The 26527-nt window shown below is 42.7% G+C and carries 35 protein-coding genes; 21 read left to right on the forward strand and 14 right to left on the reverse strand.

Features of this window, described 5'->3' with window-relative positions:
• Nucleotides 1–30: 30 nt before the first annotated feature.
• Complete coding sequence (locus ABDD95_RS20550) at nt 31–501, reverse strand: ankyrin repeat domain-containing protein (RefSeq protein ID WP_345949232.1); 471 nt, start codon at nt 499–501, stop codon at nt 31–33.
• 276 nt (nt 502–777) lie between these two features.
• Between ABDD95_RS20550 and ABDD95_RS20555 the strand changes: the two genes are divergently transcribed.
• From ABDD95_RS20555 to ABDD95_RS20585, 7 genes are all read left to right on the forward strand, one after another.
• Entirely contained in the window at nt 778–930 is a 153-nt protein-coding gene (locus tag ABDD95_RS20555; protein WP_345949233.1) for a hypothetical protein, read from the forward strand.
• A gap of 436 nt (nt 931–1366) precedes the next feature.
• Entirely contained in the window at nt 1367–2452 is a 1086-nt protein-coding gene (locus tag ABDD95_RS20560) for an NAD(P)-dependent alcohol dehydrogenase (RefSeq protein ID WP_345949234.1), read from the forward strand.
• A 19-nt stretch (nt 2453–2471) separates the two neighbouring features.
• Nucleotides 2472–2843 carry a hypothetical protein gene (locus tag ABDD95_RS20565; protein WP_345949235.1) on the forward strand — a complete coding sequence of 124 codons (372 nt, stop codon included), beginning with the start codon at nt 2472–2474 and terminating at the stop codon, nt 2841–2843.
• Nucleotides 2844–2845: 2 nt separating this feature from the next.
• Nucleotides 2846–3184, forward strand: a complete 339-nt coding sequence (locus ABDD95_RS20570; protein WP_345949236.1) for an alpha/beta hydrolase — start codon at nt 2846–2848, stop codon at nt 3182–3184.
• Between the two features lie 80 nt (nt 3185–3264).
• Complete coding sequence (locus ABDD95_RS20575; protein WP_345949237.1) at nt 3265–3459, forward strand: hypothetical protein; 195 nt, start codon at nt 3265–3267, stop codon at nt 3457–3459.
• Between the two features lie 131 nt (nt 3460–3590).
• A complete protein-coding gene (locus ABDD95_RS20580; RefSeq protein WP_345952119.1) occupies nt 3591–3797 on the forward strand; it encodes a helix-turn-helix transcriptional regulator in 207 nt (68 codons plus the stop codon).
• A 466-nt stretch (nt 3798–4263) separates the two neighbouring features.
• A complete protein-coding gene (locus tag ABDD95_RS20585; protein ID WP_345949238.1) occupies nt 4264–4557 on the forward strand; it encodes an AI-2E family transporter in 294 nt (97 codons plus the stop codon).
• Between the two features lie 35 nt (nt 4558–4592).
• Here the strand turns inward: ABDD95_RS20585 and ABDD95_RS20590 are convergent, their stop codons facing one another.
• Complete coding sequence (locus ABDD95_RS20590) at nt 4593–5768, reverse strand: HAMP domain-containing sensor histidine kinase (RefSeq protein ID WP_345949239.1); 1176 nt, start codon at nt 5766–5768, stop codon at nt 4593–4595.
• Between the two features lie 256 nt (nt 5769–6024).
• The gene (locus ABDD95_RS20595; RefSeq protein WP_345949240.1) at nt 6025–7110 is read right to left on the reverse strand and encodes a GAF domain-containing protein; all 1086 of its coding nucleotides are present in this window, start codon (nt 7108–7110) and stop codon (nt 6025–6027) included.
• A 266-nt stretch (nt 7111–7376) separates the two neighbouring features.
• Here ABDD95_RS20595 and ABDD95_RS20600 point away from each other — a divergent pair, with 266 nt between their 5' ends.
• Complete coding sequence (locus ABDD95_RS20600; RefSeq protein ID WP_345949241.1) at nt 7377–7790, forward strand: response regulator; 414 nt, start codon at nt 7377–7379, stop codon at nt 7788–7790.
• 213 nt (nt 7791–8003) lie between these two features.
• Here ABDD95_RS20600 and ABDD95_RS20605 read toward each other — a convergent pair whose 3' ends face one another.
• The 3 genes from ABDD95_RS20605 to ABDD95_RS20615 all read right to left on the reverse strand — a co-directional run bounded on the left by ABDD95_RS20605 (nt 8004) and on the right by ABDD95_RS20615 (nt 11250).
• Nucleotides 8004–8444, reverse strand: a complete 441-nt coding sequence (locus ABDD95_RS20605; RefSeq protein ID WP_345949242.1) for a BLUF domain-containing protein — start codon at nt 8442–8444, stop codon at nt 8004–8006.
• A 238-nt stretch (nt 8445–8682) separates the two neighbouring features.
• On the reverse strand, nt 8683–9996 hold the full coding sequence (locus tag ABDD95_RS20610) for a PAS domain S-box protein (RefSeq protein WP_345949243.1): 1314 nt from the start codon (nt 9994–9996) through the stop codon (nt 8683–8685).
• A 51-nt stretch (nt 9997–10047) separates the two neighbouring features.
• Nucleotides 10048–11250, reverse strand: a complete 1203-nt coding sequence (locus tag ABDD95_RS20615) for a GAF domain-containing sensor histidine kinase (protein WP_345949244.1) — start codon at nt 11248–11250, stop codon at nt 10048–10050.
• A gap of 187 nt (nt 11251–11437) precedes the next feature.
• On the opposite strand from ABDD95_RS20615, the gene ABDD95_RS20620 reads away from it, so the two are divergent.
• From ABDD95_RS20620 to ABDD95_RS20665, 10 genes are all read left to right on the forward strand, one after another.
• A complete protein-coding gene (locus ABDD95_RS20620; RefSeq protein ID WP_345949245.1) occupies nt 11438–11644 on the forward strand; it encodes a hypothetical protein in 207 nt (68 codons plus the stop codon).
• A 637-nt stretch (nt 11645–12281) separates the two neighbouring features.
• Nucleotides 12282–12725, forward strand: coding sequence for a YsnF/AvaK domain-containing protein (locus ABDD95_RS20625; RefSeq protein ID WP_345949246.1), 444 nt, complete (start codon nt 12282–12284; stop codon nt 12723–12725).
• A 140-nt stretch (nt 12726–12865) separates the two neighbouring features.
• Nucleotides 12866–13639, forward strand: coding sequence for a YsnF/AvaK domain-containing protein (locus ABDD95_RS20630; RefSeq protein ID WP_345949247.1), 774 nt, complete (start codon nt 12866–12868; stop codon nt 13637–13639).
• A 73-nt stretch (nt 13640–13712) separates the two neighbouring features.
• Nucleotides 13713–14360 carry an OmpA family protein gene (locus ABDD95_RS20635; RefSeq protein ID WP_345949248.1) on the forward strand — a complete coding sequence of 216 codons (648 nt, stop codon included), beginning with the start codon at nt 13713–13715 and terminating at the stop codon, nt 14358–14360.
• A gap of 32 nt (nt 14361–14392) precedes the next feature.
• The gene (locus ABDD95_RS20640) at nt 14393–15376 is read left to right on the forward strand and encodes a PRC and DUF2382 domain-containing protein (protein WP_345949249.1); all 984 of its coding nucleotides are present in this window, start codon (nt 14393–14395) and stop codon (nt 15374–15376) included.
• A 131-nt stretch (nt 15377–15507) separates the two neighbouring features.
• A complete protein-coding gene (locus ABDD95_RS20645; RefSeq protein ID WP_345949250.1) occupies nt 15508–15855 on the forward strand; it encodes a hypothetical protein in 348 nt (115 codons plus the stop codon).
• Between the two features lie 4 nt (nt 15856–15859).
• Nucleotides 15860–16276 (forward strand): SH3 domain-containing protein, encoded by a 417-nt coding sequence (locus tag ABDD95_RS20650; protein WP_345949251.1) that lies wholly within the window; start codon nt 15860–15862, stop codon nt 16274–16276.
• Between the two features lie 62 nt (nt 16277–16338).
• Nucleotides 16339–16617 carry a YtxH domain-containing protein gene (locus ABDD95_RS20655; RefSeq protein WP_345949252.1) on the forward strand — a complete coding sequence of 93 codons (279 nt, stop codon included), beginning with the start codon at nt 16339–16341 and terminating at the stop codon, nt 16615–16617.
• A gap of 25 nt (nt 16618–16642) precedes the next feature.
• Nucleotides 16643–17053 (forward strand): hypothetical protein, encoded by a 411-nt coding sequence (locus ABDD95_RS20660; protein WP_345949253.1) that lies wholly within the window; start codon nt 16643–16645, stop codon nt 17051–17053.
• Nucleotides 17054–17807: 754 nt separating this feature from the next.
• Nucleotides 17808–18725: a bestrophin family ion channel gene (locus ABDD95_RS20665; RefSeq protein WP_345949254.1), complete on the forward strand. Its 918-nt coding sequence runs from the start codon at nt 17808–17810 to the stop codon at nt 18723–18725.
• Between the two features lie 419 nt (nt 18726–19144).
• Here ABDD95_RS20665 and ABDD95_RS20670 read toward each other — a convergent pair whose 3' ends face one another.
• From ABDD95_RS20670 to ABDD95_RS20705, 8 genes are all read right to left on the reverse strand, one after another.
• Entirely contained in the window at nt 19145–20101 is a 957-nt protein-coding gene (locus ABDD95_RS20670) for a GyrI-like domain-containing protein (RefSeq protein ID WP_345949255.1), read from the reverse strand.
• A gap of 518 nt (nt 20102–20619) precedes the next feature.
• Nucleotides 20620–20787 carry a hypothetical protein gene (locus tag ABDD95_RS20675; protein WP_345949256.1) on the reverse strand — a complete coding sequence of 56 codons (168 nt, stop codon included), beginning with the start codon at nt 20785–20787 and terminating at the stop codon, nt 20620–20622.
• 679 nt (nt 20788–21466) lie between these two features.
• Nucleotides 21467–22120: a hypothetical protein gene (locus tag ABDD95_RS20680; protein WP_345949257.1), complete on the reverse strand. Its 654-nt coding sequence runs from the start codon at nt 22118–22120 to the stop codon at nt 21467–21469.
• A gap of 137 nt (nt 22121–22257) precedes the next feature.
• Entirely contained in the window at nt 22258–22560 is a 303-nt protein-coding gene (locus ABDD95_RS20685) for a hypothetical protein (RefSeq protein ID WP_345949258.1), read from the reverse strand.
• A gap of 89 nt (nt 22561–22649) precedes the next feature.
• The gene (locus ABDD95_RS20690; RefSeq protein WP_345949259.1) at nt 22650–22790 is read right to left on the reverse strand and encodes a hypothetical protein; all 141 of its coding nucleotides are present in this window, start codon (nt 22788–22790) and stop codon (nt 22650–22652) included.
• Nucleotides 22791–22810: 20 nt separating this feature from the next.
• Complete coding sequence (locus ABDD95_RS20695; RefSeq protein WP_345949260.1) at nt 22811–23449, reverse strand: hypothetical protein; 639 nt, start codon at nt 23447–23449, stop codon at nt 22811–22813.
• Between the two features lie 115 nt (nt 23450–23564).
• Nucleotides 23565–24011, reverse strand: coding sequence for a hypothetical protein (locus ABDD95_RS20700; RefSeq protein WP_345949261.1), 447 nt, complete (start codon nt 24009–24011; stop codon nt 23565–23567).
• Between the two features lie 42 nt (nt 24012–24053).
• Nucleotides 24054–24797: a hypothetical protein gene (locus tag ABDD95_RS20705; RefSeq protein ID WP_345949262.1), complete on the reverse strand. Its 744-nt coding sequence runs from the start codon at nt 24795–24797 to the stop codon at nt 24054–24056.
• A 225-nt stretch (nt 24798–25022) separates the two neighbouring features.
• On the opposite strand from ABDD95_RS20705, the gene ABDD95_RS20710 reads away from it, so the two are divergent.
• Genes ABDD95_RS20710 through ABDD95_RS20720 form a run of 3 tightly spaced genes read left to right on the forward strand, consistent with a single transcriptional unit; the run spans nt 25023 to nt 26525 of the window.
• Nucleotides 25023–25538: a hypothetical protein gene (locus tag ABDD95_RS20710; protein WP_345949263.1), complete on the forward strand. Its 516-nt coding sequence runs from the start codon at nt 25023–25025 to the stop codon at nt 25536–25538.
• A 4-nt stretch (nt 25539–25542) separates the two neighbouring features.
• Nucleotides 25543–25974, forward strand: a complete 432-nt coding sequence (locus ABDD95_RS20715) for a hypothetical protein (protein ID WP_345949264.1) — start codon at nt 25543–25545, stop codon at nt 25972–25974.
• Nucleotides 25971–26525 (forward strand): hypothetical protein, encoded by a 555-nt coding sequence (locus tag ABDD95_RS20720; RefSeq protein WP_345949265.1) that lies wholly within the window; start codon nt 25971–25973, stop codon nt 26523–26525. The genes ABDD95_RS20715 and ABDD95_RS20720 overlap by 4 nt, the downstream gene beginning before the upstream one ends.
• The last annotated feature ends 2 nt before the right edge of the window (nt 26526–26527 follow it).

Below are 26527 nucleotides of genomic sequence, written 5' to 3' on the forward strand. Positions count from 1 at the left end.
AGGGCTGTTTTGGTATAACTTAAATGTTGATTATTGCAAAAGTTGAACAGCCTCTTCATTATTTTGCTGAACGGCCAGATCAACTACGGTTAACCCTCTCGCATCGCGGATGTTTTTATCCGCACCGGCTTGAAGCAAAAGCTTGACCAGGTTATTACGGCCAAACATGGCAGCAAACATTAAGGCCGTGCCGCCGTTGCCGTGCTGCAGGTTTAAATCGGCGCCACGGCTGATCAGTAATTCGGCAATTTCAGCATAGCCTTTAAAGGCTGCACCCATGAGTGCTGTGTTACCACCCAAGTCGCCAGCATCAGCATTGGCCCCAGCCTCCAGCAATAGTTTTGCGGCTTCATACTGGTTGTTATAGCAGGCAATAATTAAAGGGGTGTAACCTTTTTCATCTTTGATATTGAGGTTGGCGCCTTGCTTAATCAATTCTTGTAAAACCGGTATTTCACCTTTACGGGCAGCCGGTATAACAAGGTCATTTATTGGGATCATAATATAGGTCTTCGAAGTTTAATGGTAAATACAAATTATTTCACTTATAGTTCGCAATTACCTTGTATCCTATTTGCTTTTTTAAAAACCGGGATATGAGAAACGTACTTGTTTTGTTTAAGAAATTGATCTGTGCGTGTAGAATCTATTGTTCCGCGGTTCCTACACCTGCTCTGAAAGAATTGCTTGAAAAGGTAGCGGTATCTGCTGGGGGGTTGCTGCTGCACCTGCTTTTGCTGTCCGTTGTTACAGGCCGATAATACTGAGGCAGCATTGATGGCAGTAATTATCAGTCCTGACCTTAGCTTGAATATCTGGTATGAAAATACAGCTCTTGTTCATGCCTTATGGAACTGGATGATCCGTCAAATTGTTCGCGTGCTTCTTGATTTAGGAGGGAATTTGATTTTACCGGAATCAACCGCGTAACGTTTGCCTGAAAAAAATTCGTGCCTAGGTACCCAATTGGGTTCCGCTTAAATAGATACGACCGGTTGTTGACTCCGCCTGGCTGGAAATCGCTTCGGCATTGCGCTCATGATTGCGCCTGTGAAGCATTGTTAAACCGTCAGTAACATGCACGTTACCTTTCTTAAGCCGTAACTTCTAGTTACATGGTGCAGTATACGCATCAACGGATCGCCTTGGTATCGACGCTGATAAAAAAATGATGTGTCAGGCTCCTCTTTCAATCGGCTTTAATTTACCAGGCGCCCAAAAGCACCACTACAGGAAAAAAATGTAACTCTAGTGTAAAGAGCTTCTGGTTGTAGCAAATTTTAAAAATACCTAAAGTATCCTAAACTGCCTTACAGTCTGATTGTTAATTGATAGTTAAACAATTACACTAATAAAACTACTTACTATGGAAACCTTAAAAGCTAAGGGCTACGGTGCTACCGGCTCTATCTTCAGCAGCTTAAAGCCGATGACTTTTGAGCGTACCCCACCTAAAGCGGATGAGGTACTGATTGATATTCTGTATTGCGGCGTTTGCCATTCTGATTTGCACCAGGTTAAAAACGACTGGGGCAATACTCTATATCCTTGTGTTCCCGGCCATGAAATTGTTGGCAAAGTGATTGAGGCCGGCAGTTCCGTTACTAAATACAAAATGGGCGACACCGTAGGTGTAGGTTGTATGATCGATTCTTGCGGGCACTGCAATCCTTGCCAGGAAGAGGAAGAAAACTACTGCGAAGGCCCTGTAAGCTGGACAGCCACTTATAACGGCCCTATGAAACCGGATGGCAGCGGCTACAACACTTTTGGCGGCTATTCAGACAAAATAGTAGTGAAAGAATCCTTTGTGCTGCGCATACCCGACGCGCTGGATGTAAAATCAGTTGCACCGATATTATGTGCAGGTATTACCACTTATTCGCCTTTAAAACACTGGGGTATTAAACAAGGCAGCAAAGTAGGCGTAGTAGGCGTTGGTGGTTTGGGCCATATGGCCATCAAACTGGCCAAAGCGCTGGGGGCTGAGGTTACCGCCATTACCCGGGACGAAGAAAAACGTGTTGATGCCGAGCGCTTTGGTGCCGGCCAGGTGCTCGTTTCTACCGATAAGGAAGCCATTGCCAAAAAGGAGCTAACGTTGGATTTTATCTTAGTCACCATACCCGATGAATTTGAAGTGAACGCGTATATCAATCTGCTTAAAAAAGATGGTGTACTGGTTACGGTTGGTTTATTGGCTCCGTATGCCAAAGCCTTAAACAACATGAACATGGCTATGCACCGTAGAACTATAGCAGGGTCACTGATTGGCGGCATTGCCGAAACACAGGAGGTACTGGACTTTTGTGCCGAGCACAATATTCTGCCCGAAACTGAAATTATAAAGATTCAGGATATCAACAATGCTTTCGACAAAATGCAGGATCAGGAAGTACACTACCGGTATGTGATTGATATGCAATCCTTAAAAGAAGAAGAAATCAGCTAACCTTCATACCCAACTGTTTATGAATACCAAACCCATATCGCCCAAGGTGCATGGTCTGTCAGACTATGCACTGGTGGGCAGCTTGCTAACGCTGCCCACCGTTTTGGGCCTGAATAAAAAAGTGAAAAGCCTGTATGCGGCTGAAGCCTTAACACTACTCGTTTATGTAGCTTTGAGTGATCATCCGGCAGCGGTAAAACCTGTTATTCCGTTTACCACGCATGGTAAAATAGATCCATTCAATATAGCTCAGTTTGCACTGCAATCCTTTTGGAAACCGTTTCGCAAAGATAAAAAAGCCCTACTATTCAACTTAGGCTTTACGGCCCTGGCCGGCGCTGTGGTGCTGCTTACCGACTGGCATGGCAGAACTAAAACCCAAACACTGTAAGCATGATTTATCACGCATCAACAAATTTGTTGGATATAGCCTATCATGAAATGGGCAGTAGCGAAAAAACTGTGCTACTGTTGCTGCATGGTTGGCCGGATGATGCTACTACTTGGGAAAAAGTGATGCCTGTTCTGATGGCTGCCGGCTACAGGGCGATTGCACCCTACCTGCGGGGATTTGGCGAAACTAAATTCCATGACGCTGACACGCCCAGAACTGGTAATTCGGGTATTCATGCGATGGATATGATCGGCTTGATGGATAGTCTGAAAATTGGAAGTTTCAGTGTTATTGGTCATGCGTCTACAGAGCGCATTGTACCATGCAAGTTTGAATAAAACATATTTAGCTAAGAATCCTTTTTTTTAAAGCATATATATTCGATCAACTGATAAAGCTTAATAGGAACCGCTTGAAAATGAAAAAACATTATAACATCTCACTCATTGAGGAAGAAAATCTTTTAAACCGGGACGGAGTTCGGGTAATCTCAGCAGCTGATGCTCCGGATCTGCACATTTACTATAATGAGGAGAATAACCATTTCTTTTTACCCAACTACTCGGAGCTGAGTTTTAAAGAATTGAAAAAATTGCTCCTGGCTTCGTCTTAAACCATTAACAAATTCATCCGCGTGGCACCGGAAAAACAAAAGAGTATTAGATGCTGTTATTGCAAAGTCATTGACCGATTATGATTAAGTACTGCCAGCACACCATAGTTAACATTCGCAAAGAAAGATTAATGAGAAACTTTTGCCAGGACTATGTGGCATCTCAGTTGGGAATCTCTCAAAATGCTTATAGCAAATACGAACTTGGCTATTCCAAAATCACATTGGAAACACTGTTTAAAATTGCAGATATATTTGGAATGAATGTGGCAGATCTAATCAGAACCTCATCGCAAGAATTGTCTGCCTGCCCCAATAGTAGGTTACCTAGCATTTAAATAAAATTTTTAAATTATCCATTGTTATCCTTCCATCACCACATGAAAACCTGAATCAATTCACATTTTGTCGAATTAAGCAACATTAATACCTAGAATGCTTTTTTAGCGCTGTAAGCAAACAGTGAAACCGTAATTTTTATATAATACCCGATTTCTAAGTATGGTTCTTACAACATTAACTTAAACGATCTCTTTCAGTAGTTTTTGACTAGGAATGGATATATTTACGCTGGTACCGGTGCCTGTCGCAGAGTGTATCTTTATTTGCCGTTTAACAACTTAACCTGTTTTGAATGGTTTTTAAACCGATCCCCCAACCTTTGGAAGCAGATACGTCAAACCCCTTGCCTTATCCCTGACTTCAATCGTGTTCCTGGAAGATAATAAAACGCTTGTTCACGATATTATTGAACAGGTACAGTACATTATCCGCAAATATGTTGTCAGTATAGCCTTCTTTTTAATGGGGATTAAATATGCATTTCTCGTAGGGCTGATTACCGGCCTGTTCAATATCATCCCTTATATCGGTGTTCTGACCGCATTGATCTTGAGCGCGGTCATTACATTTGCGACTGCCGCAGTGACCAGTAAAGTAATTCTTGTGATTATCACACTGGTTATCGTGCACCTGATTGACAGCAATGTGTTGTTACCGGTTATTGTAGGATCATCAAAGCCCTTTCAGTGCTTACTGAAATCACAATTAAACCTTTCCGGCTTGCTTTGCTTCAACAGAACCATAACTACAAATTAAGATACCAACTGAATAACTGCTCACTATCGTCACCGTTACAACAAGGGTAAAACAATATCAAAGGTTGTCCCTTTGCCGATATCAGAATTTATTTTCATGGTGCCTTTAGCTGATTCAATAAGGTCCCGGACAGCAACCAGGCCAAAACCAAAGCCCTGTTCTCCCGTTGTTCCTATTGTATGGGCACCGGAGCCTGTTAAAATCGATTCGATTGCGTTTTCATCCATTCCAACACCGCTATCTGCAATTCTGATGCAAAGTTTTTTATGACCAAGCTCAACTTTCAAATCCAGCCTGACCCACACATGTCCGCCTTCGGGAGTAAATTTAATGGCATTCGAGAGCAAGTTACTGGCTATCTGAAAAGTGTGGTCTTTGAAAAAGGGCACATTTGACATCTCCGTAGTAATCGTAAAGTCAAAATCTATTTGCTTACGAACGAGCCTCGGCTTAAATAAGCGCTGTAATTGCGTACAAAAAGTTTTTAAAGTATAATGATCCTCAACCGTTTTTATATGGGACTCGGAGAGTATCGTAGAGTTTAAAAGATCTTCCGTCATCGTTAACAACGAACTTGAACTCTCATCTATCATTTGTATATAAAGTGGCAGATCATCCATCTTCTTTTTAGCTAAATCATCAGCAGCAAGTTGAATCAGGCCTTTAATGCCGTTTAGTGGACTGCGGATGTCATGTGCGAGCATTCGCTTGGTCGATTCAAGATCCCGTAATTGCTGTTGCAGTGAACCAACTGACGCCATATCCTGAATTTTGCAGGAGATTATATTGTTGCAGAGAGTTAGGATATTCAACTGCGCTGTGCTTAAATGCAGCTTATCTTGGTTTAAAAGAACGGTATAACCGAGCAATTGGGTGTTTTCAGCAACAAACGGAGAGAGGTAGCAGTGGCTCCAGTATCCTTGTAATGGAACATATTGTAACTGATGAGAAGCAGAATCATGAGGAAATATATAATTAGCACTTGTCCAAATATCATTTAAACATTTGCGAATGCTATCCTGGGGACTTTGCAATCCGAAATAACCAGCTGTATACAATCCATCCCAACCTTTAAAGGCGATCAGTATATCTGAACAGCCAAGATTCTTGAAAAGCATTTCAGCAAGATGATCTAAACTACCTTCAACTTGCCTGGGATCCAAGTAGGATATAATGTCCGTTTCCCTATCATCCTCACTAATCATTTTCATAAACACAAAATTTACAGCTATTTTAGCAAATATTGCGCCACATGGCTCACTTTTCTTTATGGAGGATCGAGCGTGCGAGCGCAGATCGAGAATCGGGGCTTAAACATGTTGCCGATTATATTTATCCAACCAGTTAAAGTCCAACTTCGATACATCAGCCACAACGGAAATATATTATCTACAAGAACGTAGCCAGTCCAATAATCTTATCCATGATAGATAAGCTGAAGTAACGTATATACCCTTCTATATCGAGTTAAACAATTAGATCCATTACCATCTTGATTTTACTGTCCAACTCCTTAGTGGCTTCCTCCATCATCAATAATTCATATGGTAGAACTTGATACTCCATTCTCATGACTCCCATGAGACCCAAAATAGTCGCTACCGGCTTCCGGAGTTCATGGGATTGTATAAAAGCAATCTGACGAAGCGACCGATGCTGCGCAATGACCAGTTCCTTATTGATCTTATGTTCGTTGATGTTGGTCGCATTAAATGAAACACATACGATGTCACCATCCTTATTGTAGAACGGCAAAAAAGTGATCAACCACCATACTTTTTCTCCGTTTTGATAAGTTACTTCCTGTTGAAAACGCACTTCCTCACCACTTAAAGCAACTCGGAAATTGATAACAAAGTCGTCGAACGCTTGTCCATGAATGAAATGCCCGATTCTCTTCCCTTCAATAAGCGGAACTCCATAAGCAAGATTCATGAATGCGGACATATGCTTGTTGAAGTCAAGCACAATCATTTCCCAGCTAACCAGCAAATGACAAGCTTCTGAACTTTCAAAGACATAACGAAGCTTGCTTTCTGCTTCTCTGGTTTGCAAGAACTGATCCTTTAACAGATTGATGCTGTATTCAAATTCAATTACCTCCATTACCCGCTTCGCCAGCATTTTAAGTAATTGCTGCTGAGCTGCCGAAAGGTCTCCCGGTTCAGTATTCAGCACACAGAGGTTGCCGATCCGGTGTCCGTCATGTGAACGAAGTTCTGCTCCTGCGTAAAAACGCATGTCAAGCATACCGCCTATAGTTATACTTCCCGAATGCGCAGGGTCTTTCAAGGTATCTGGTATAATAAGCAGTGACCCGCCATAATCAACATTTTGCCTGAACGCATTATATTTAATGTTGTCCTTAACCTCGGTTCCACCTTTATAAAGCACATGTTGAAGATCTCCATCTATTAAGGTTATAATAGCAAGCGGACAATTCAGCAATTCAGCTGATAGATCAGCAATCTCCTGAAGCTCTGCATCTTTGTTGGTTTCCAGGTGTAGAAATCTTTGAATGGCCCGTAAGCGGTCGAGGACTTGATGTGACATGCTGATCCATTTTTTTCTAATGATAATTAATTTTAATCGCTTCTTAAATTTTAATAGAAGTATTACTTCAAAAGGCTATAATTTTAATTATATATATCTTAATCACTGTCTAGATCAACCGCTGATAAGATTTGATCTTGGTTTAGGCTGCCGGCATTTACACCGCTAAAAACAGCGCATAAATTGTTAATTCAACTTTATCCTTAACTTTGCAAAATCAAACACCCGTAGGAATCGTGTTTGTTTTTGAACTACGCTTACATAGGATGGCCAAACTTATCATGATTGATGACAACCCTATAGAACATCTGATCATGAAAAAGATGTTTGAGCGTTACGCTATTTTCCCTGATGCCGTTCATAGTCTGGACGGCCGAAGTGTAATTAGCTTTTTGAAGGAGCATCTAAAAATTATCGAAGCACTTCCCGATTTGATTTTTTTGGATCTGTATATGCCTGAATACAGCGGCTGGGACTTTTTAGAAGATTTAAAGCTTCTGTATCCGTATTTAGCTAAGCCAATTCCTGTTTATATCGTTTCTTCTTCCATAGACCCATTGGATCATACACGTGCAAGCCGATTTTCTTTCCTCAAATCTTTTGTGGTTAAGCCGCTTTCCAAGGAAAGTTTAACTTCAATCAATTTCACAGCTGAGCAAAGTCGCCAGTCTTACATTTAATGTTAAGCGGTTTTGCTAACCCAGCTGGTATCAATTACATTCACTGACGTTGTTTCGTTACCAGTGAGTATTAGCAAGCTTCACCTAGATGATCTCTAGCCGGATATTGCTGCCTGTAGATAAAAATGAACAAAGTTATTTTATTTAACTATGCCTTTGTGCAGCTCTTTTGAAAAGGATGGGGCCTTTCCGTTATCTTAACGATTGGCTATTTCATAACTTCATTTCATAAAAGGACTTCAAATAATTAAAAGCCATATTAAATTTAGGCTGGCGCTTATTTTTTAAAAAAGCATCTTCAAAGTCGATAAAGCCCTCCCTACCGAGAGCATTATCTGATATCGTCTTGAAGCCCATGGACCATTGCTTAAAATGGCGCCTGCCGGTGCGACCTTCATGCAGTACCGTAATTTGGTGATGTCTGCGATCTTCCTTGATTTTGTTAAAAAGCAACATGATATCGCTCTGTGTTCCTTCGATAACTTGCATAAAGCGACCCGGTTTTCGACCCGGCTCCTGCCCGTCAATGTAAAGTAACATGCCAGTAATGCCAAAGCTTTCATTCCAGGAACGTGATTGTTCAAGAAGGTCAGTAAGGTCTTCATTTTTCATTGGATGAAGGGCTTTACTCACATAAATAATAGAAAAGATCATGACTGCAATTTTAACAAAGTAGCGCGATTCATTCAAATGTCCAAATCTTAACTTAAAAATTTCCCATCAGGATCGAGCCAAACCCTCTTGCTTGACTCGTCCTATAGTTTTTGGGATCAAAAAAACTGCTTTAATCGAATATATGTACGATTGATTGTATTGATATCGTCCGATGAAATCAATCACTCAATTGACTAATAACGAGACACACCATTAATAGCAGTGGTTTAGAAAGTAACTATTCCATATCTAAGGGTGATAATATGATTTCCTCGCTATGGTTAACAATGGCCTTAATGACCTCATCAAGCTCGTTTACAGAGGTATTTAGGTAATCTAACAGCTTTGGATCAGGCGCCTCCTGGACGTTCTGGGTAATGAGGTCAGACAGTCCCATAATTCTGGTCAGTGGTGCCCGAATGATATGGGACTGCATGTAGGCAATTTCCCGTAGCTTGACATTCTGTTTTTCAATCGCCCGAGTATACGCTATCTGTGCTGATATATTTCGGCCGATGGCCAGCCAGGCTAAATTCCCCCTGAAAGGAATTGTGCTGCAGCTTACTTCCACATGAACCCGCTCACCGTTTTTCCGGCAATGTTCTGTGTTGTATTGAAAAGCCTCATCTGTTCTAAGCGTACTTTTTAAGCTGTCTGGCAAATTGTTAGTCACGTCTTCTGCCTCAACGCATTCGATGGTCATCTCTAAGAACTCTTCTTGTGTATAGCCATACTTGGTTATCGCAGCATCATTGACCTGTAGGAATCTTAAAGTTTCCGGATCAAAAATCCACATGGGTGAAGGGTTTAATAAGAACAATGTTTTGTAGTGCCCTTCTGATTCCTTCAGCATGTTATTGCGTTGGGCTTTGTCGTTTACTTCCGCCTGTAACTCTTTGAGCAAGCGGCCTTCTTCCTTTATGGTTCCTTCCAGCCCGCCTATAACATGACATACCTGAACAATAATGATGATATTAAGAAACAGAAAGTTCAGCGAATAAGCAATCCAGTAGAGTAGGTTAAGATTATCGAGCGGAGAATTAAACGGCTTGAAATGAATCAGCAACGCAATAATGGCATAAAAGAAAAAATTGACAACTATCGACCTATAGGCAAACATAGTGGGGAACAGCAAGGCGATATAAACACTGATTGCCAGTAAATAAATGCTGCCTATGCCAAAAGATCCCAGCGTTATGGTTAGAAGATATGCCAGTACCGTTAGTACCACCGCAACGAACACTTTTTTGAATTGTAAGCTGATTTTACGGCTTAAAGTAATTATGGTAATCGACGCCAACGCCAAAAAGTCCATGGCAGGTATCAACAAATGTCCCATACTATAGGCGATAATCATACTGGGAATGACCGCGAACAGGCTAATCGGGAGTGAATACAGAATACTATTTGAAAAAAGTTTATTTTTCCAGTAAGGAATATCCTTGTCTTGAAAGGTAGTGTCGCCTTGAATAGATTCTTCCACAAAGCGTTTGTATCCTAGCCACAGTTTTTGATAGCCTGGCTGCGCTTTTCCCTGATTGACTACTTTCACTTTTTCGAAATTTCGTTTGCTGCCTTTTATAAAGTTATGTCGCTTATCTTTCTACTTATCAAACGGGATGCTCACCTTGAAAGTCGTACCGATCCCTTTTTGTGAGGATAGCATTAGTTTTCCATGGCAGTCTTGAACCAATTGTTTTACCAGGTTTAAGCCCAGGCCGTAGCCAACCTCCCCGCTCGTCCCTTCAGTAGACAGTGCTGCACCTTGCAAAATGGATGCGACTTTTTCCTGGTCCATGCCGGTACCTGTATCGGAAACAATGATATTCAGCAGGTAAGTATTTGGTTCGGGAACCAGTTCCAGTTCTACCGTTATCTTACCATCAGCTGGCGTGAATTTGACTGCGTTCGAAATCAGGTTGCCTAAAATCTGCTGGAGATTTTCCTTTGGAAAAAACACGGAGTCTGTTTCCATGGATGCCTGCATAGAAAAGCTCAAACCTTTGTCTTTGATCCGGGGTGCGAAAAGGTGAATGATCTTTTCCTTGAGTAGAGAAAGGTTCGTTAAGTGTTCTGCAGACTGCTCTGTTTGCCGCTGGTCCGTATCCAATATTTCGACGGCAAGTTCCAAAACTGAATTGCCACTGTCTTTGATCAGTTTTAAATATTCCAGCACTTCTTCCATCTCGTTGTCTTCGCCCTGCTCACAGATGAGTTGTGCTAAGCCGATGATACCGGCAATTGGCCCCCTGATATCATGCGCCACCATCTTTTTTTCATGCAAAAGTTGCCGGTTAGCCTTCTTGAGCAGTTTCAACTGTTTGAGATTTTCTAAGCGCGCCATGACTTCCTTTCCCAGGAGGTGCAGAAGGTTCTTTTGGTCAGATGTGAGTTCTTTATTCACCGAGTCCAGCACACAAAGGGTACCGATGTGCTGGCCATTAATCGCTTTGAGGGGTACACCATAATAGTACCGAAGTCCCGCTTGTGTTACATAGGGCCTGTGCTTAAAGCGTTTATCTTTAGAAAGGTCGTTTATTTCGAGAGCCTGGCCAGTTGCTATCGTATAGTGGCATACTGCTTCTTCGCGGTCCATTTGACCCATTGCCGCTCCCGTTTGTGCAACGGTCCATGAATTGTACGCATCAATGAGATTGACAAGCGTAACGTTGGCGCCGGTTACCTGAGCAGCTATTGCGGTCAAGCCACTGAATGCTTCCTGCAAAAGTTCATAATCTAAGTCAAATTCACTCAGCACCCGGAGCCTGTCTGCTTCCTGTGCAATGTGTAAAGGAGTGCCTGTCATTGTTTGATAAGAAGAGGAGTACTAAAGGGTTTACAAGTTTTAGAAAGCGATTTTACGAAAGACGGCAATAAATGTTTCTTTAAAATAAAAATGCATCCTATAAGTCAAGGTCCGCCGGTATCATTCAATTTTAGCATAACCTATTTTTTTATTTATCGTAAACAGCCTTTGTAAACCAGACTTATCAATGCGTTCCTTAGCTGTGGTGGATGGAGATCCCATATTCAAGAAGATTGTTGAAATAATGTTAAACAAGCTTCACTTCTCCGGCAAAATAAATTTCTATGATGATGCCTTAGCATTTCTTAACGCTTCAACCGTATGCGATGGCCAACAATTATGGTTACCCGATATTATCTTGCTGGATTTGCACCTGCCTGAGCTTGATCTTTAAATGTTCATAGAGGAAATTACCTTAAGGGAACATGCGCAAAAAAAAGCCTGTAGTGTTTATGTAACTTCCGCTTCGGTTACTGGCACCTATTCAATAAAAACGAAAAAACATTCATTGTTAAAAGGATTTATAGGGAAGCCCATCAGTAAGGGAAAGCTTTCAGATTTGGTTACCTCTATGATTGTAAGCACAATACCTGAATAATTGAGTTGCATTATTAACGGCAGTGGGCACATCCTGTTTGGTTGAGGCTCCACCTCTCATTGTCCGAACCCGCTTCATATCGTGGAAGATTATTCAATCACAGTATTCACATGAAATACTATCACAATTTCATGTAAATCAGCCAGCCAAAAGGGCTTGGTCAGCTAGTCAGTCTATGACAAACAACGCGATATTTTGTCTCAGCTCCTTGACCCGGAAGCGTTCTGTACCTTGATAGACCTATCCTGTACTACTTCCAAATGGTTTTATATCAATGGTTACTAATACAAGAACTGTCATTGTAAACGATATTCAAATGCAATATTACATTAACCACTCGTAAAAAATATTTCTTTTAAAACAAAACATCATAAAGTTGCTTTGTACTAAGCGCAATGCAGCGAGAACTTTGTCAAGCTTTTAAAGAACAGCAATGGGAAACTGGAAAATGATTAGTGAAAACAAAGACGAGCGGCTCCAGGTTAGTATCAATCCGGTCACGGAAACGATACCTGTAGTCAAGGAGCATCTCCATGTCGGCACCAAAATGGTGGAAGCCGGCCGGGTCAATATTTCGAAAAAGGTATTGACGGAAAACTACACCGCTGATATCCCTGTTTTAAAAGAAGAGGTAATCGTGGAAAAGAAAGCTATCAATCAATACATTGATGGCGAAGCGCCGAGCATGCGTCTGGATGGAGATACTACGATTATACCAGTGCTACGCGAGGTTATGGTAAAACGCTTGTTGCTGGTCGAAGAAATCCATATTACCAAACGCAGAACAGCGCATACGGTTCCGGTTAACGAAGTGCTTCGGAAAGAGGAAGTGACCGTCACCCGGACAGAAAGCCCTGCTACGGGTCAAGAGCAATAATAATATATCTACCCGTAAGGGGCCCTGCTACGGGCTAAGAGCAAAATTTTATAACAACAATGTGCCGGGCACCTAATGCCCCGTGCAAAAATTTTGTAATTAATTAATCTCAGTTTATAAACAATCAAAATCAATCTATCATGTCAAAGACAGTAATTGGAATCTTTGGAAGCGTTAATCAGGCTCAGGAAGCCAGGGCTTATTTGTTGGCCAATGGCTTCAGCAGCGAAAACGTGGATATCAGTACCAGCGGTTCTGCCGCTTATGGAAGCAACACCGCCACAAACAATGATGAAGGCTTCGGTGATACCATCAGCAACTTCTTTAGCAACCTGTTTGATGATAAAGACGAAGCGACCTCTCACATAGAAGCAGCTAAAAATGGAAGTACAATAACTGTTCACGCCAGAACGGAAGATGAAACATTGCAGGCCGTTCAGATCCTGGACAATTACGGAGCCGTCGATGTTAATGAATTCTCTGAAAAAGCAAGGACGTCAGCGACGGATACAACAGGTGCCATACCGGTAATCGAGGAAGAACTGCAGGTAGGCAAAAGAGAAGTGGAGACCGGAGGCGTAAGAATGCGCAGCCGTATCGTTGAACGCCCGGTAGAAGAAAGCATCCGCCTGCGGGAGGAACACGTAAACATTGAGCGTAAGCCCGTAGACCGCGTAGCTACCGAAGCAGATTTTGCAGGTTTTAAAGAAGGCACTATTGAGGTGACCGAGCATGCCGAAAGACCGGTAGTTGCCAAAGAAGCCCGCGTGGTGGAAGAAGTAAGCCTGGATAAAGAAGTATGGGAACGGGAAGAAACCATTAGTGATACCGTTCGCCATACCGAGGTGGATACCGAAGAAATACCGCGCACGGAAAAAACATACCGTGACACAACAGATCCGGACAAAATATAAACAAACACTATGGTAAGCGGTAGGTCTACCGGTTACCCTTATTATTATTTCAACACTATACAATAAAACAATTATGGCTCATTTAGAAGTAAAACCCAAAAGCGGAACGCCCTGGTGGCTCTGGCTTTTACTGGCAATCATTGCACTGGCAATTTTATTATTCCTGTTTAAAGGATGCGGAAACAAAACAGCGGACGTGGTCACCACCGACTCAACTGCGGTATCTACGGACACGACTCTGAACAAGGAAGATGCGCTTGCCGCAACCGAGCCGGATTGGAACAAGGTAGATTTCAATGCTCCTAAATCATCCGACCCTGATGTAACCGACAAGGATATATCCGTAAGCGGAAACGATGAGTATACGATCTATACCCTGGGAGAGAACATTCTTTTTGCAACGGACCAGAATGCAGTTCAAGGCAGTGCGGAGGCAAAGCTCAAACAAATCGTTGCCTCTTTGAACAAGCGTTATAAGGGCGCATCCATCGGCGTGTTCGGGAACACCGATTCTACCGGAACGGCCGGTCACAATAAACAGCTGGGTGCCGAGCGCGCCGCTGCGGTAAAAGACTGGCTGGTGAAAACCGGCGGCGTTGAAGATGGTAAGGTATCCATCCACTCTTTCGGCGAAAAAGAACCCGTTGCGAGTAATGCAACTGCCAGCGGAAGACAACAGAACCGTAACGTGGAAATCGTCGCTTTCCCGACAAAACAATAATCAATTCGATTAAGAACATTTTAAATTAAGTCATGGCTTTAGAAGAGAATAAATATGACCACCTGGTGGAACTGGGTGGCAGCGATTTCGAGATCGTGGACGGAGAGCCTAATATCAAAGGCTGGGACGTCAAAAATGAGTTAGGTCAGCAGATTGGCGAAGTGGACGAACTGCTTTTTGATCCCCAGTCACGTAGCGTTCGCTACCTCATTGTCGACCTTGACGGTAATAAATTAGGGCTGGATGAGGACAAGAAAGTCCTTATTCCAATAGGTCTAGCAAAATTATACGATGATGGAAATGTGCAAGACGGCAATGGCAACGCCCAGGAAGAGCATGAAGTGGAAGACCGGGTCGATAGCGAACTGGAAACCGATTCGGTTTTCGACGCAGATCTGGACGAAGATGGTGTTTATGATCCTTATGATGATGGCGAAGTGGTGATCGTTCCGGTAACCGCTGAACAGCTTGCCGGACTGCCTGCTTATGAAAAAGGCAATGTAAGCCCGGAAACAGAATCAACGATCAGGCACATCTTTGAAGGCCCGGGTGTGGCTGGCCTGGCTGGCGCTGCCACTGCTTATAACAGAGAGGATTTTTATACCCATGATCATTTCAATGAGAATAAGTTCTATGACCGCAATACGATCCCGGTTATTGAAGAAAACCTGGAAGTAGGCAAGCAGGAAGTAGAAACAGGCGGCGCCAGGATCACCAGCCGTATCGTAGAGCGCCCAGCCCAGGAAACCGTTAACCTGCGAGAAGAGCATGTAAATGTGGAACGTACGGCGGTTAATCGTCCGCTGGATGCCTCAGATGCCGGCGCCTTTCAAGAACAGGAGTTCGAGTTGACCGAACATGCGGAAGTACCAGTGGTCAGTAAAGAAGCCCGGGTAGTTGAAGAGGTTTCTTTGACCAAGGAAGTAGAGGAAAAAGAAGAAACCATCAAAGATACCCTGCGCAGTACCGAAGTAGAAGCGGAACGTATCGATCCGGATAAAAAGGATCTTTTATAGAAAATGTTTCGCCATAAGGCTAAGTACTTAATAGCGCTCTATCAGCAAGAGCGTAACGCAACACCAATTAAGATGAGCCCGGTGAAATTTTTTCACCGGGCTTTCAAAAAATATCAAACACTCACAATCAAATGAAAAAGCACCTTTTCAAACCATTACTTATTGTAGCTCTAACGATAGCTGCCATCCAATTTCCTGCCTGTAAAGGCAAACCCAAAACGGAGGCTTCCGCGGCAGATACGGTCATCACAGATACTACAGCTACTGCGCCTGCACCGGTGACGATCTCAGCCGATGAGGAACTAACCAACAATGTCAAGGATGCTACCAAAGATTTTCCAGGCGTGAATGCTTCCGTTGATAGCGGAGTAGTTACCCTGACCGGTAACATCTCCCGGGAAAGGCTTCAGAAGCTGATGATGTCCCTCAATGCTTTACATCCCAAGAAGATCAACAATCAGCTAACCATAAACAAATAAGACCATGGCATTACAGGAAAAATATGCAGAATTGATTCAAGCGGCCAAAACAGGCGGCGTCAGCAATTTGCAGGTAAGGGAACAGGAAAACGTTCTATATATCGACGGCAGTGTTGCAAGCGGCGCCTTAAAAGATTCCCTTTGGGATATTTACAACAAAATCGATCCCGACTACCGCGCCGGTGACCTGATCCTCAACATCGATGCTTCTGCCGCTGCGGGCACCAAGGCTAAAGTAACGACGACGTCCTCCAATCTGAATATCAGGAAAGGGCCGGGAACCGATCAGCCGATCGTTGGCAAGGCTGCGCACAACGAAGTCATCACTGTAGTGAGCCGCGCCAATGATCAATGGAGCCTGGTCCGTACAGACCAGGGAGAAGAAGGTTATGCTTATAGCCAGTACCTTACTCAGATATAAAAAGAATTTCAATTAATTAACGAACTAAGAATCCTGTTGGCATTCTATAAACAACAAATGAAATGAAAAACCCATTAGAAAAAGATCATAACAACCTGGTCATCCCAATTTTGTTAGGCGCAGCTGCCGTAGCTGCAGTGACCTATCTCTTTGTGACAGAAAGCGGCAGCGAAGTGCGCGGCCGTATTGCAGATAACCTGAACAAAGGCTGGGATACCTTAAAGGAAAAAATCCCGGCTGAAGAGATCAGTGCTTTTAAAGACAAGGTGTCGGATACTGTATCGACTGCTGTAAAATCGGTTACAGACAAAGTAGCCGGCGAGGCACCACAGGAAGTTTAAACCGTAACCATTAAAAAATCACAACATGTTTGATCAAATTTTAGATCTTGTAAAGAACCAGCTGGGAGGCAACCCGCAAGTATCGGGCGCTATTCCGGCCGATAAGGCAGATGCCGTTCATAACGAAGTTGCATCACATATCAATGATGGTTTAAAAAGCCAGGCAGCCGAACAAGGTGGCATTGGTGGGTTATTATCAATGCTCACCGGCAGCATGGGTTCTGGTAGCCCGATCACCAATGCTATCTCCGGTGGACTGGTAGGCAGCCTGGGCAGTAAATTAGGCTTACCGCCGGCAGCAACCGGCGCCATTGCGGCAGCTTTACCTGGTATTCTGGCAAAGTTTGCCCATAAGGCGAATGATCCGAATGATCAAAGCATCACGCCTGACAGCATCTCCAAGTCTTTAGGTGGTGGATTAGGCGGCTTGTTCTAGTCTATAGTTACCCATATGAGTGCCCTTTAACAAATGTCAACGTTGTTAAAGGGCATTAGCTAACAAACGATTAGCGTGTACACCCATTTAGGTTTATTTGGTTACCGATCATAATTTCAGTTCATAGAATTGCAAAAGAATTGTTTGCGTTTTAATCTTATCGGCAGCTGCACCGTTCAATTATTCTATTAGCATCCTTCAAACGATCTGCCTTTTCAGCGCTCAATTACTTTATTCGCACTTTATGCCTAAGCTATGGGTGTTTGCGTATGTTCGCTTACTTGGCAATTCCACGGAAAGATAGTTTTCGGCTCTCTGTTTAATTTATCACGACCGGCCTATTACATCTGATCATCAGAGCATTTATCTTTGCTGATTGCTTCAGTATGCTGATCATCCTCATGTAGATTGTATTTGTAGGTTGAACGGTATAAATTGATGCTAAAAGCCCGGCCGGCGGCGGCATAACGTCGTACTGTTCAGGTTTAAGAACGCCTATTGATCAGTATTTCTAGCATGCTTGGTGTTGTATTACGGCCATTGCCATAGCTTTCTGTCACACTGATGGCGGCAGCCAAGCTTTCCCGCATCGTCATACGCTGATCTTTGTCAGTATCGTTGCGGTCATAATCATAATTGTTGGACAGAATTTGCTGTCGCCGCCGCTATAAAAAAGATAAACATAGAAGGGCAGTTGGCGCATAAAAGGCAATAGCTAACTTTGTAAAACGCCTCATAACCTGGTTGAAGTAAGATGATCATACGAAAAAGAGAACACTGGTTCAGAATGCTTTTTGTTTGGCACGGTTCGGTATTGCCGCAGCTTCTGCCCAGATTACTATTATTATTTGCATTATCCATCGGCATAGCCTATCTCCATGGTGCCGTTTTTTCCTTTAAAATACCCCTTAATCCAGCGCCGTTTACATTATTCGGAATTGCGTTGGCTTTATTTCTAGGCTTCCGGAACAATGCCAGCTACGAAAGATTTTGGGAAGGCCGGAAACTATGGGGCTCGCTGTTAAATGATTCACGTTCCCTAGCCCGTCAGGCGCTCACTATGACTGGTTATCTACCGTCTGATCAGCATGTGAACCATTTTATTCAACTACTAATCTCTTTTACTTATGCCCTTAAACATCAGTTACGTGGAACTGATGCAAACCCCGACCTAAAGCAACGGCTTCCGCTTGATATTTTTTCTTCGATTTCAATTGCTCAATTTAAGCCGATTATGCTTTTAAAGGCTATGGGAAACTGGGTGCAAAGTGCCAAAACTGAACAAAAAGTAGATAGTATACTTCAAACAGCGTTTGATATTAATCTGAACAAACTCTCAGACATTGTTGGTGGCTGTGAAAGAATTGCCTCGACACCAATTCCTTACAGCTACCGGGTCTTGCTCCATCGCACCGTTTACCTGTATTGCTTCCTATTACCTTTTGGTCTGGTCGACACCTTGGGATGGCTAATGCCATTTATTGTTGTTTTCATTGCTTATACCTTTGTGGCTTTTGAAGCCATTGCAGATGAAATTGAGGAACCATTCGGTATGGAGGCCAATGACTTAGCGCTTAATGCCATGTGTGAAATGATCGAAGTAACATTAATGGAAATGGCTGGACGCCCTATACCAGAACCCTCTATTAAAAGCGACCGGATCATTCATTGAGTCAACATCACATCAGTTTCACGGCACAAGACATCCGCTTTTATTTTTTTGAAAAAGAGATCGTTATAAGATAGCTTAATGTTCAAATTTAGTTGCGAATAATTCGAATGTCCTTGCATAAGACATTTAGCCGAATGTGTAATTTTTAGAGGAGATTACAGCTATAAATTACCGGCAAAAGAGATTGTATCTCCAGATGATACCTGATTTTAAGTTGCATATTTTAAGTTATCATGCCAAGGAGCAGTGCATTTAAAGCTTGCCCAAAAACAGTGCAGATCTCCGGTTGATTAAATAATTTGAACATTTCTCATTATTGTTGATTGGTTTTCTATAATTGCTGTGTTTGCTGAAGAACCAGTGATATCAACTGGCAGCTTCTAGTTCGGCAAAACAACAAAATGAAAAAATACAATTATCTACTTAATGGTAAGCAAAACTTTTTTTTCATTACTATAATTTCTTTGCCTTAGCGTTATAAATTTGTTTAACCGGGATACCAATTTGCAGATCGAAATTGCTCCAGTTACATACATTCTCCTTATCCAAAACACCTCCAGGCCGGGCTGCGTTTCGCATTCATAGTCACTATTGATTAACCAGGTATCAAACAGATAATTGATGCCTGCCGCAACCAAACTGAGATCGCCGGATACCGTAGTAAAAGCGTATTTACATGCCGGTAAAACAGTTACCTGGACCGGGCTGTCCGGGCCTACCTTAAAATTCTTTGGCAATGTGATGCACGCTTCATACCGGTATTTTTCTTTTGGCGTGACTTCCGGGTCATCCTTCGACATCCCGAATATTCTCTCCGATCCAAACAAACCCGCACCCTTTGACCAATCGATCAGTTTTGCGAATGCAGCAATAACCACGCCCTCCTTAAAAGCATCTGTAACCCTAATGTAGGCGATCCTTCTTTCCTGCAGTTGCTTTATCTGCACTAGAAAACGTTGCTCCAGTTCCTTCTGCTTCAAGTTACAATGATAGTCGGTTACGGGCTGTAAATCTTTGCGAATCTTGCTGTTTTTGATATCTTCACCTTTCCGGTACCGGTCGGGTGATATGCCAAAGGATTGTTTAAATGAACGCGACAAGGTTGCTGAGGACGAAAAACCGCATTCCGATGAAATATCAGCAATTGATCTTTCAGAGAACCTTAACAACCTCGCAGTTTTCTCATTGCGCATGCTGTTCGTGAAAGTGTTGACGGTTTCACCCATCATAGCAACGAATATGCGGTGAAAGTGAAAAGGCGAAAAATAGGCAACTGAAGCCAGTTCTTCGAGGGAAACAGAGCGATCCGGATGATCGTTAAGGTGATCAATCACCAGATTGATTCTTCGCCGGTAGATTTCGGTTGATCTGTTCATGCAAATTTAATTATTCTGCAATATACAGATCGGTGAGATACAGTACGCCCGCAACATCAGTTTAGAAGCGCTAAACGTTTGTCGTTTTTACACTTGTTGAAAATTCAAACAGAATGTCCCCTGCTCGGGCAAAATCCTACCAAATCTTACATAATTTGAAGATTTTGAAGCGATGTAGTCATTAATTTTTTAAGTCGATATTAAACGGTATTGGAACGATTGTCCGCTACAAAGAAGTTCTGTACAACACTACCTCAGTAAAGAAAACCTTCTTTTTATTATAGACGAAAGTTAAAGAGTTAACATTATGCCGCCAAATTAACCGGCTGCTTTGCGCATTCCACCCACTCAGTTGATTATTATCATAGCTGGTGAGCTGGTCTTAGTAGCATCAACAATGTAAAGTTTGCCCTCAAAGTGATACCTCTATCTTTGATCAGCATGTAGCTATATCCTTTTATAGCATTTGCCCGGGCTTTGGTTTGCACATAATAGTAAGCGTTCAGTTCATCTTCCAGCTATTCTTCTCTATATTGCTGGCGATACTGGTACCCACCCAGGTGCAGATAATCTTCCATCCAGTTGCCCCTGTAATATATGTATCCGTTCGCATCCGGAACGCCGTTGTTGTCCTTTTCCCAAAGCTTCGTGAGTTTGGCTTCCTGCTTATCCAAATTAACAGACAACAGTGGCTGTAGCGCGCCAAAATGATAATGCTCTAAGAGGTAGGTTCCTTGATGTGTGGCTGGTTACAGCCAATGGCCATTGCAGGATACTTCAAGGTGCAGCAGATTTTGATGCGTTTTATAAAGTAGTATCGGACAGATTTTCCGGGGTAATTACATCCGGCCTTGTGGACGAATCAAGAAGTGGCAGGTTTGTATTCGCTCCAGATGAATTTTTGCCCGAATCCGCTTTCATAATTTTTTGATTCGTACTATTTCCTGCAAGCCAAACACCTGGAGTGCATGTATATACAATACTCCTCTGCAATAAACTTTTCAAGTAATATTTCCAATATACCGCCAAGTCGTTCTGGGCTATTGTACATCGGCTTATGAATGATAGAACATGCGCAAGCTCCGATATTTAATTCTTTTAAATGCTCAGCAAGTATATAGACTTATGCAAGGTATTCCTTATTTGCAGGAGCAGTTATTGATAGTAAATCATGGAACTCATTGGCATATTGGCTAAGTTCGTGCATATATGCATGAGATCTGCTTTGCGTCAGAATTTTTCTGGCCATCATCTCAATGTGACGTTGATCCTGGGTAGCAAAAATCCGGCGTATTTCGGATATATGCATATAGGTATTTCGAATCAATGCATTAAAGCAGCTCTGTTCTCATCAAAAACAACAGGTTAGTCGCCCGTAGTAACAGACTGGAATTTGTTATCTTTCCAGTAGTAGATCTCTGCCGAAGCCTCAAAGTAAGAAACCTGGATGGCCGGGTGCTGCAATTCCATAGTCTTCTCACCATCAACGCCATCGTCCATACTCAGGTGGTTCAGTTTGCCTTTACCCACCAGTTCCAGTCCTGTGTCAAGAGGTAATGTTGTCTCGTTCAGTTGAGTCAGCTCTACGGCCTTATAACCATCATGCTGAGATTGCAGCACCCAAACGATGAAAGCGTGATTTTCATTTTCCAGTAGCAGTGCATAGTCAGCTTTGCCGTCACCATTGAAGTCTCCACTTGCATAATCCACTAAAGCATCAGCTTTCTTGTAGGCGTTAAACCAATATTTTTCCCAACTACCAGACGGAGGCAACCTCCAGCCCGGAAGCTTTTCTTCAATTAAAGCTTTGAGTGTTGCTGAGATATAGGATTTATACACCGGATCTGTGTAGGCTGGAAAGGCATTTTCATCAGAGGTTTTCGTCTCCTGTACCGTGGTTTTACTTTCGACGGTATCTGTTTGCTTTGCCTCAGAGCTAACGTGCTTCGGCCCTTCATTGCAGGCAATGCCATGTACGGATATCAACACAACTAAAATTATGCGAACTGACTGCTTCATGTTTTAACTGTAATTAAGGTTACCATTTTTAAATTCCTGAACGACTTCAAATGTTGAATTAAATACCAAAGTCAATGCAATTGTTTCATACTGCAAAGACAATGTTGGCCATTAAAAGAAGCTGCTTACTATTGGTTTCACAAATGCACACTAAACCTGAATCGTAACAATGGCAGTGCTGTGTTCAGCCAAAATCCGCAATCGATACGTCCGCCAGACATACCGCCGCTGTTGAACTTTTCAACATAAGGATACTGCCCTTCTATTAATGGCTTGCCAATAGCGCGTTCGATAGATGCTCTCAAAAATAACAGAAAGTCATCTGCCGTATCAAACCCCGGATGGTGCCGCACCTCGTCCCTCAAATCATCCCATAAATGCGGGTCGCCTCTGAGTCCCCACTTCAAGGGCGTTTCATCAAACATACCATCCAATTTCATAAGTTACGTCTTTCAATATAGCAGCCCGACCAACAACAAAGTAAACAAAATCAATGCAAGTGCGCCGACCAATATAAGTGTTAATCGATTTAAGAACGTTCGGTTATAACGGCTGCTTTTCGTTGCTGTAGATGAATTTGGATAGTATTGCCCTTTAACGACATCATACAATACGAAAAGGCTAAAGCCAGCCATAAGCCACCAATAGCGGCTGAGCCAATCTTTAACATAAAGCGAAATAGCTGAGCGCCTACTTGTAATAATAGTACCAATTGCCCTGATAATTTTTATCAAAATTCTCCTTGCTGTCCAGGATAATCTTTAAATCGGACTGTGAAATATAATCAAACTCATCATAGGTCTTTAACAGATTATAATATCGGGTTGTCCAGCGCTCAAGCGTCCCGTCCGCTGTTACCTTTTCAAGTATTTGATTGGTATAGGTGAAAAAGATGGCTGCTCCCATAGAATTATCGATCTTCCATAGGCAATCAGGGCCGATGCTATCTTGCAACTGTTGTATATAAGCTTTAGGAATACGCTGATGTGCTTCCAATTGAGCTATCGCTTCAAAAGAGCATCCATAACATCTAAGACCTTCGGTTTGAAAACGCCTTGCACCAAGGTCCGGCAACCAGCTCAGTATTCCATGAGCGCTGCGGTCATCTTGTAATTGATTTAACTGATGAGCAATGGCTTGTTGCTTACCATGATCAAGTTCCATCGCGCCGGGCTGGGTTGTCCATTGGTCAAGATCCCTTGAAAACTCAAACCATATTTCCAGCCATGGCAGGCGGTTAACTTCTCCAACGCCGTATAAAATATTGATGATAGGCACCTGGTAGGTTTCGCTGATCCAGCTAGCCAAAGGTGCTAATCTCTTATTCATCGAAGTCTGCCCTTGCTTAATGCGTTTGGCCGCTTCATAATTTTGCTGCGTATTGAACATCTGCTATCTCGCTCGACTTCTGTATTTGCGTATTTGACTGCCTGTATTTATCTTATTACGGCTCGATTCCACGGTAGGCGTACCGCTTTTCCAGGTCTTTGACCTTTCGGACGTCACAACCGAAGGCAAACACACGGAACCTGTCCCTCGGAGGTTGATTACTATAGAAAAGTACATCATTGATATAGGTTATTCCGCGATTATCCAGTTCTTTCATTAAGCTTTGAAGTTCAGATTCCGTTTTAACAAAGCCGATCATATGCCGGTTTGCATAAATGTCGGCCTTGATGATACCAAATGCATAAGCCACAGCCGCTTCTTCCTTTTCAAAACGCTCAAAGTTTTGCCGTTGCCCACGTTCGGTGTAATACCCTACATAAGCGTCGTTATCAAAATCGAGCCCATACCCCTCGAAAATCCGGATCTTTCCTATCGCGTAATTTTCGGCATAGCAATTAATGCTTAACCAATTCAATAACTCTTCGACTGTCTCAGGAATCATTTTTTCTACTCTATTAAGCATGTAAACTCATGGGCGGACTCATTATTTGCCATTCCACCAGGCCCGCTTTTCTTCAGCCAATGCTTCTTTGCCATCGGCTTTACCATCACCTGCCAGCAAAGCTTTCATGTAATTTTGCCATCCATTGTTGATATATTTATCGCTCACATAAAACTCACCCACACCAGTATCCAGGCTGCCGCTTTGCGGTATACGGAAATCACCCCAGTTGCACACCTTGCTTGGGCCACCGTTATAAGGCGTCCAGCGGCCCACACATTCGTTGTTACTGAAGCCATCGAAAGGTTCCAGGGTATCATAGGCAAACTGACCCTGCTCTTTGATATACCAATTTGTGGTCATCTTACCTGTAATCGTTCCGCTTCCGGCTTGCTTAGGATCTTCCTTCAAATCGACTTCGCAGATCAAATAACCGTATTTATACTGCGGGTATTCTGTGTTGGGCTCCAAATGTCTTTTAGCCTGCCTAACGGTAATAGTCCCGCTGAAACTACATATGTTGTTTTTCACGCGTGTTTTACCCTGAACCTTATACAGGTAGGGATTACTGGCATCCTTTACTACTGAGGTGTAGTGAATATAAAACCGCTGGTAATTGCTGCCGATAAAACCGATCGGCTCGGGAAAGGTATCCCATGGCTCGGGCGCACCCACATAATAGATCTTCGGTGCATGCCATAAGCTAGTTAAATTGGCTTTACCCGCCTGGGTGTAATAGTCAACAACCTTGCCTTGTGCTTTACAGATCGAGGTTACAGTAAACATTAAAGCGAGCAGGAAAATAGGTGCAAATATCAGCCTTCTAGAACTATATAAAATCATGAATTTGGATTTTAGGGCAGGGTAGCTAGCGGGAGATGTATCATACTTGAAAAACCTATATTGCACTTAAATGTTTAGCAACTATGATGGCGAAAAAAACAAATTATTCAACTTTTGAGGTCAGGTATCGACCATTTGGCCAAATATATAATTGAACCGTGTAAAAGCATGACCTATTCAAGTATAGTACAAAGACGCTGGAAAATTACGCCAGAGAAAGTGATCATATATCCATATGGCGTATTGTATCTGATCAGTGCGTCACTTGCTGTAACCAGGAGTGTATGGTTCGCATTTATCGGGTACCTTTCTAAGGATACATTGACGATAGATGACGTCCTGGACCTATGGCCGCTATACTTCATTTTTACCAGTGTACTAGTATTGTTGTGGGTGTTTGTCCGTACCGCTATCATATTTGACCGGCCTGCACAAATGATGTATAAAAAGCTGTTTGGTCTCATTAAGACGACCCAAATTAGGTTCGATCAAGTACAGGCCATTGTCCCGGTCATGAATGTGAGGGCCGCTTACCAATATCGGGTGTTCGCCAAAAATAGACCCGATAATACTTTTACCATTATCTCATCGCCGTATTTAACTGAGCAAAGCCTGCATGCCGTCAGATTTCAGCAACACGTGCTAGCGGCATTGCAACAATTTTTAAAGCTAGCCAAACAATAGTCTAATGAAAACGAGTATTTCAAATTTTTTGTTGATATGGGGCTTATCGTGCCTTGTACTAACAGCCTGTCAGATTTCTCCCAAAAAAGAGGCGGCTCTTGGCAAGCGAGAAATAGTCAAACTTGCTTTAGCAACACCTGAAGAAGCTGCTGTTGATCGGGTGATGGACTTGGAAGAGGTAAAACGTAAGATGGCTGAAGTTGAAAAAGCGAGTAAAGGAAAAAGACACTTGTCTGTCTATGCCGAAACAACACCAACTAAAGAAGACCTATACTACTGGATAAAGGTAGCGGAGAATAATGGCGGCAGTTACGTGGCTTATTATACTTTTGCTGTAGACAGCAAAACCCGCGACGTTCGATATTATGACCCCATGCAGGACTCGCTTTTGACCATTGAGCAATGGCGCAAAACCACACCACTTAGCGAAAGATGAGCTGCAAATTATCCAAAACGTATCTGTTTGAAAAGCACTCGCAGCAAGAGGTAACCAGATGGGCCACACAACTCCGTTATTTTTACTTTATCAGAGCCGCGGGCGGGCATGCCAATGACGGGGATGAGTTCAGGGCCGGCATCCGTTATACAAATAAAGATGATCTTAAATCTAAGCTTAGTCAATTAGGTATCACTGTTGGTAATCTTACAGCCCAAGACCCGCAGCCGCAGCCAGGTAAGGCTTATCGGGGTAACGAGTTCTCAAAATTTAAGACTCCCGTTGCTCATTTTTCCAACCTGGAGCAGCCGGGGCATGTATTGATTACCGATATTTCTTTATTCGTATGGATCACGCCGCAGATCATCCGGTTCTCCGTTTCCGGACAGTTTGATGGAAACCTATATGAAGTTTCGCAGGCCGATTTTGAGGCTTGCTTCAAACTAGAAACGCTTTTCGACCAACTTAAATGGTATCCTTTTAAAGATAACAGTATAGCCCAAGGAGTGCAATGCATCTCGGATAACATGTACCCTGAATATTTCGTTTAATT

Origin of the sequence: Mucilaginibacter sp. PAMB04274 (assembly GCF_039634385.2) — a bacterium.
In the GTDB taxonomy this organism is placed as follows: domain Bacteria; phylum Bacteroidota; class Bacteroidia; order Sphingobacteriales; family Sphingobacteriaceae; genus Mucilaginibacter.

What these genes read in the sequence shown, in the direction of transcription:
- ABDD95_RS20630 (WP_345949247.1), top strand. Translation starts at nt 12,866, where the DNA reads ATGTCAAAGACAGTAATTGGAATCTTTGGAAGCGTTAATCAGGCTCAG.
- ABDD95_RS20720 (WP_345949265.1), top strand. Translation starts at nt 25,971, where the DNA reads ATGAGCTGCAAATTATCCAAAACGTATCTGTTTGAAAAGCACTCGCAG.
- ABDD95_RS20560 (WP_345949234.1), top strand. Translation starts at nt 1,367, where the DNA reads ATGGAAACCTTAAAAGCTAAGGGCTACGGTGCTACCGGCTCTATCTTC.
- ABDD95_RS20625 (WP_345949246.1), top strand. Translation starts at nt 12,282, where the DNA reads ATGGGAAACTGGAAAATGATTAGTGAAAACAAAGACGAGCGGCTCCAG.
- ABDD95_RS20580 (WP_345952119.1), top strand. Translation starts at nt 3,591, where the DNA reads ATGAGAAACTTTTGCCAGGACTATGTGGCATCTCAGTTGGGAATCTCT.
- ABDD95_RS20700 (WP_345949261.1), bottom strand. Translation starts at nt 24,011, where the DNA reads ATGATTCCTGAGACAGTCGAAGAGTTATTGAATTGGTTAAGCATTAAT.
- ABDD95_RS20685 (WP_345949258.1), bottom strand. Translation starts at nt 22,560, where the DNA reads ATGAAATTGGATGGTATGTTTGATGAAACGCCCTTGAAGTGGGGACTC.
- ABDD95_RS20570 (WP_345949236.1), top strand. Translation starts at nt 2,846, where the DNA reads ATGATTTATCACGCATCAACAAATTTGTTGGATATAGCCTATCATGAA.
- ABDD95_RS20680 (WP_345949257.1), bottom strand. Translation starts at nt 22,120, where the DNA reads ATGAAGCAGTCAGTTCGCATAATTTTAGTTGTGTTGATATCCGTACAT.
- ABDD95_RS20715 (WP_345949264.1), top strand. Translation starts at nt 25,543, where the DNA reads ATGAAAACGAGTATTTCAAATTTTTTGTTGATATGGGGCTTATCGTGC.
- ABDD95_RS20585 (WP_345949238.1), top strand. Translation starts at nt 4,264, where the DNA reads ATGGGGATTAAATATGCATTTCTCGTAGGGCTGATTACCGGCCTGTTC.
- ABDD95_RS20605 (WP_345949242.1), bottom strand. Translation starts at nt 8,444, where the DNA reads ATGATCTTTTCTATTATTTATGTGAGTAAAGCCCTTCATCCAATGAAA.
- ABDD95_RS20695 (WP_345949260.1), bottom strand. Translation starts at nt 23,449, where the DNA reads ATGAATAAGAGATTAGCACCTTTGGCTAGCTGGATCAGCGAAACCTAC.
- ABDD95_RS20705 (WP_345949262.1), bottom strand. Translation starts at nt 24,797, where the DNA reads ATGTTTACTGTAACCTCGATCTGTAAAGCACAAGGCAAGGTTGTTGAC.
- ABDD95_RS20590 (WP_345949239.1), bottom strand. Translation starts at nt 5,768, where the DNA reads ATGAAAATGATTAGTGAGGATGATAGGGAAACGGACATTATATCCTAC.
- ABDD95_RS20670 (WP_345949255.1), bottom strand. Translation starts at nt 20,101, where the DNA reads ATGAACAGATCAACCGAAATCTACCGGCGAAGAATCAATCTGGTGATT.
- ABDD95_RS20665 (WP_345949254.1), top strand. Translation starts at nt 17,808, where the DNA reads ATGATCATACGAAAAAGAGAACACTGGTTCAGAATGCTTTTTGTTTGG.
- ABDD95_RS20690 (WP_345949259.1), bottom strand. Translation starts at nt 22,790, where the DNA reads ATGTTAAAGATTGGCTCAGCCGCTATTGGTGGCTTATGGCTGGCTTTA.
- ABDD95_RS20650 (WP_345949251.1), top strand. Translation starts at nt 15,860, where the DNA reads ATGGCATTACAGGAAAAATATGCAGAATTGATTCAAGCGGCCAAAACA.
- ABDD95_RS20615 (WP_345949244.1), bottom strand. Translation starts at nt 11,250, where the DNA reads ATGACAGGCACTCCTTTACACATTGCACAGGAAGCAGACAGGCTCCGG.
- ABDD95_RS20620 (WP_345949245.1), top strand. Translation starts at nt 11,438, where the DNA reads ATGCGTTCCTTAGCTGTGGTGGATGGAGATCCCATATTCAAGAAGATT.
- ABDD95_RS20640 (WP_345949249.1), top strand. Translation starts at nt 14,393, where the DNA reads ATGGCTTTAGAAGAGAATAAATATGACCACCTGGTGGAACTGGGTGGC.
- ABDD95_RS20645 (WP_345949250.1), top strand. Translation starts at nt 15,508, where the DNA reads ATGAAAAAGCACCTTTTCAAACCATTACTTATTGTAGCTCTAACGATA.
- ABDD95_RS20550 (WP_345949232.1), bottom strand. Translation starts at nt 501, where the DNA reads ATGATCCCAATAAATGACCTTGTTATACCGGCTGCCCGTAAAGGTGAA.
- ABDD95_RS20660 (WP_345949253.1), top strand. Translation starts at nt 16,643, where the DNA reads ATGTTTGATCAAATTTTAGATCTTGTAAAGAACCAGCTGGGAGGCAAC.
- ABDD95_RS20555 (WP_345949233.1), top strand. Translation starts at nt 778, where the DNA reads ATGGCAGTAATTATCAGTCCTGACCTTAGCTTGAATATCTGGTATGAA.
- ABDD95_RS20600 (WP_345949241.1), top strand. Translation starts at nt 7,377, where the DNA reads ATGGCCAAACTTATCATGATTGATGACAACCCTATAGAACATCTGATC.
- ABDD95_RS20565 (WP_345949235.1), top strand. Translation starts at nt 2,472, where the DNA reads ATGAATACCAAACCCATATCGCCCAAGGTGCATGGTCTGTCAGACTAT.
- ABDD95_RS20655 (WP_345949252.1), top strand. Translation starts at nt 16,339, where the DNA reads ATGAAAAACCCATTAGAAAAAGATCATAACAACCTGGTCATCCCAATT.
- ABDD95_RS20635 (WP_345949248.1), top strand. Translation starts at nt 13,713, where the DNA reads ATGGCTCATTTAGAAGTAAAACCCAAAAGCGGAACGCCCTGGTGGCTC.
- ABDD95_RS20595 (WP_345949240.1), bottom strand. Translation starts at nt 7,110, where the DNA reads ATGTCACATCAAGTCCTCGACCGCTTACGGGCCATTCAAAGATTTCTA.
- ABDD95_RS20710 (WP_345949263.1), top strand. Translation starts at nt 25,023, where the DNA reads ATGACCTATTCAAGTATAGTACAAAGACGCTGGAAAATTACGCCAGAG.
- ABDD95_RS20575 (WP_345949237.1), top strand. Translation starts at nt 3,265, where the DNA reads ATGAAAAAACATTATAACATCTCACTCATTGAGGAAGAAAATCTTTTA.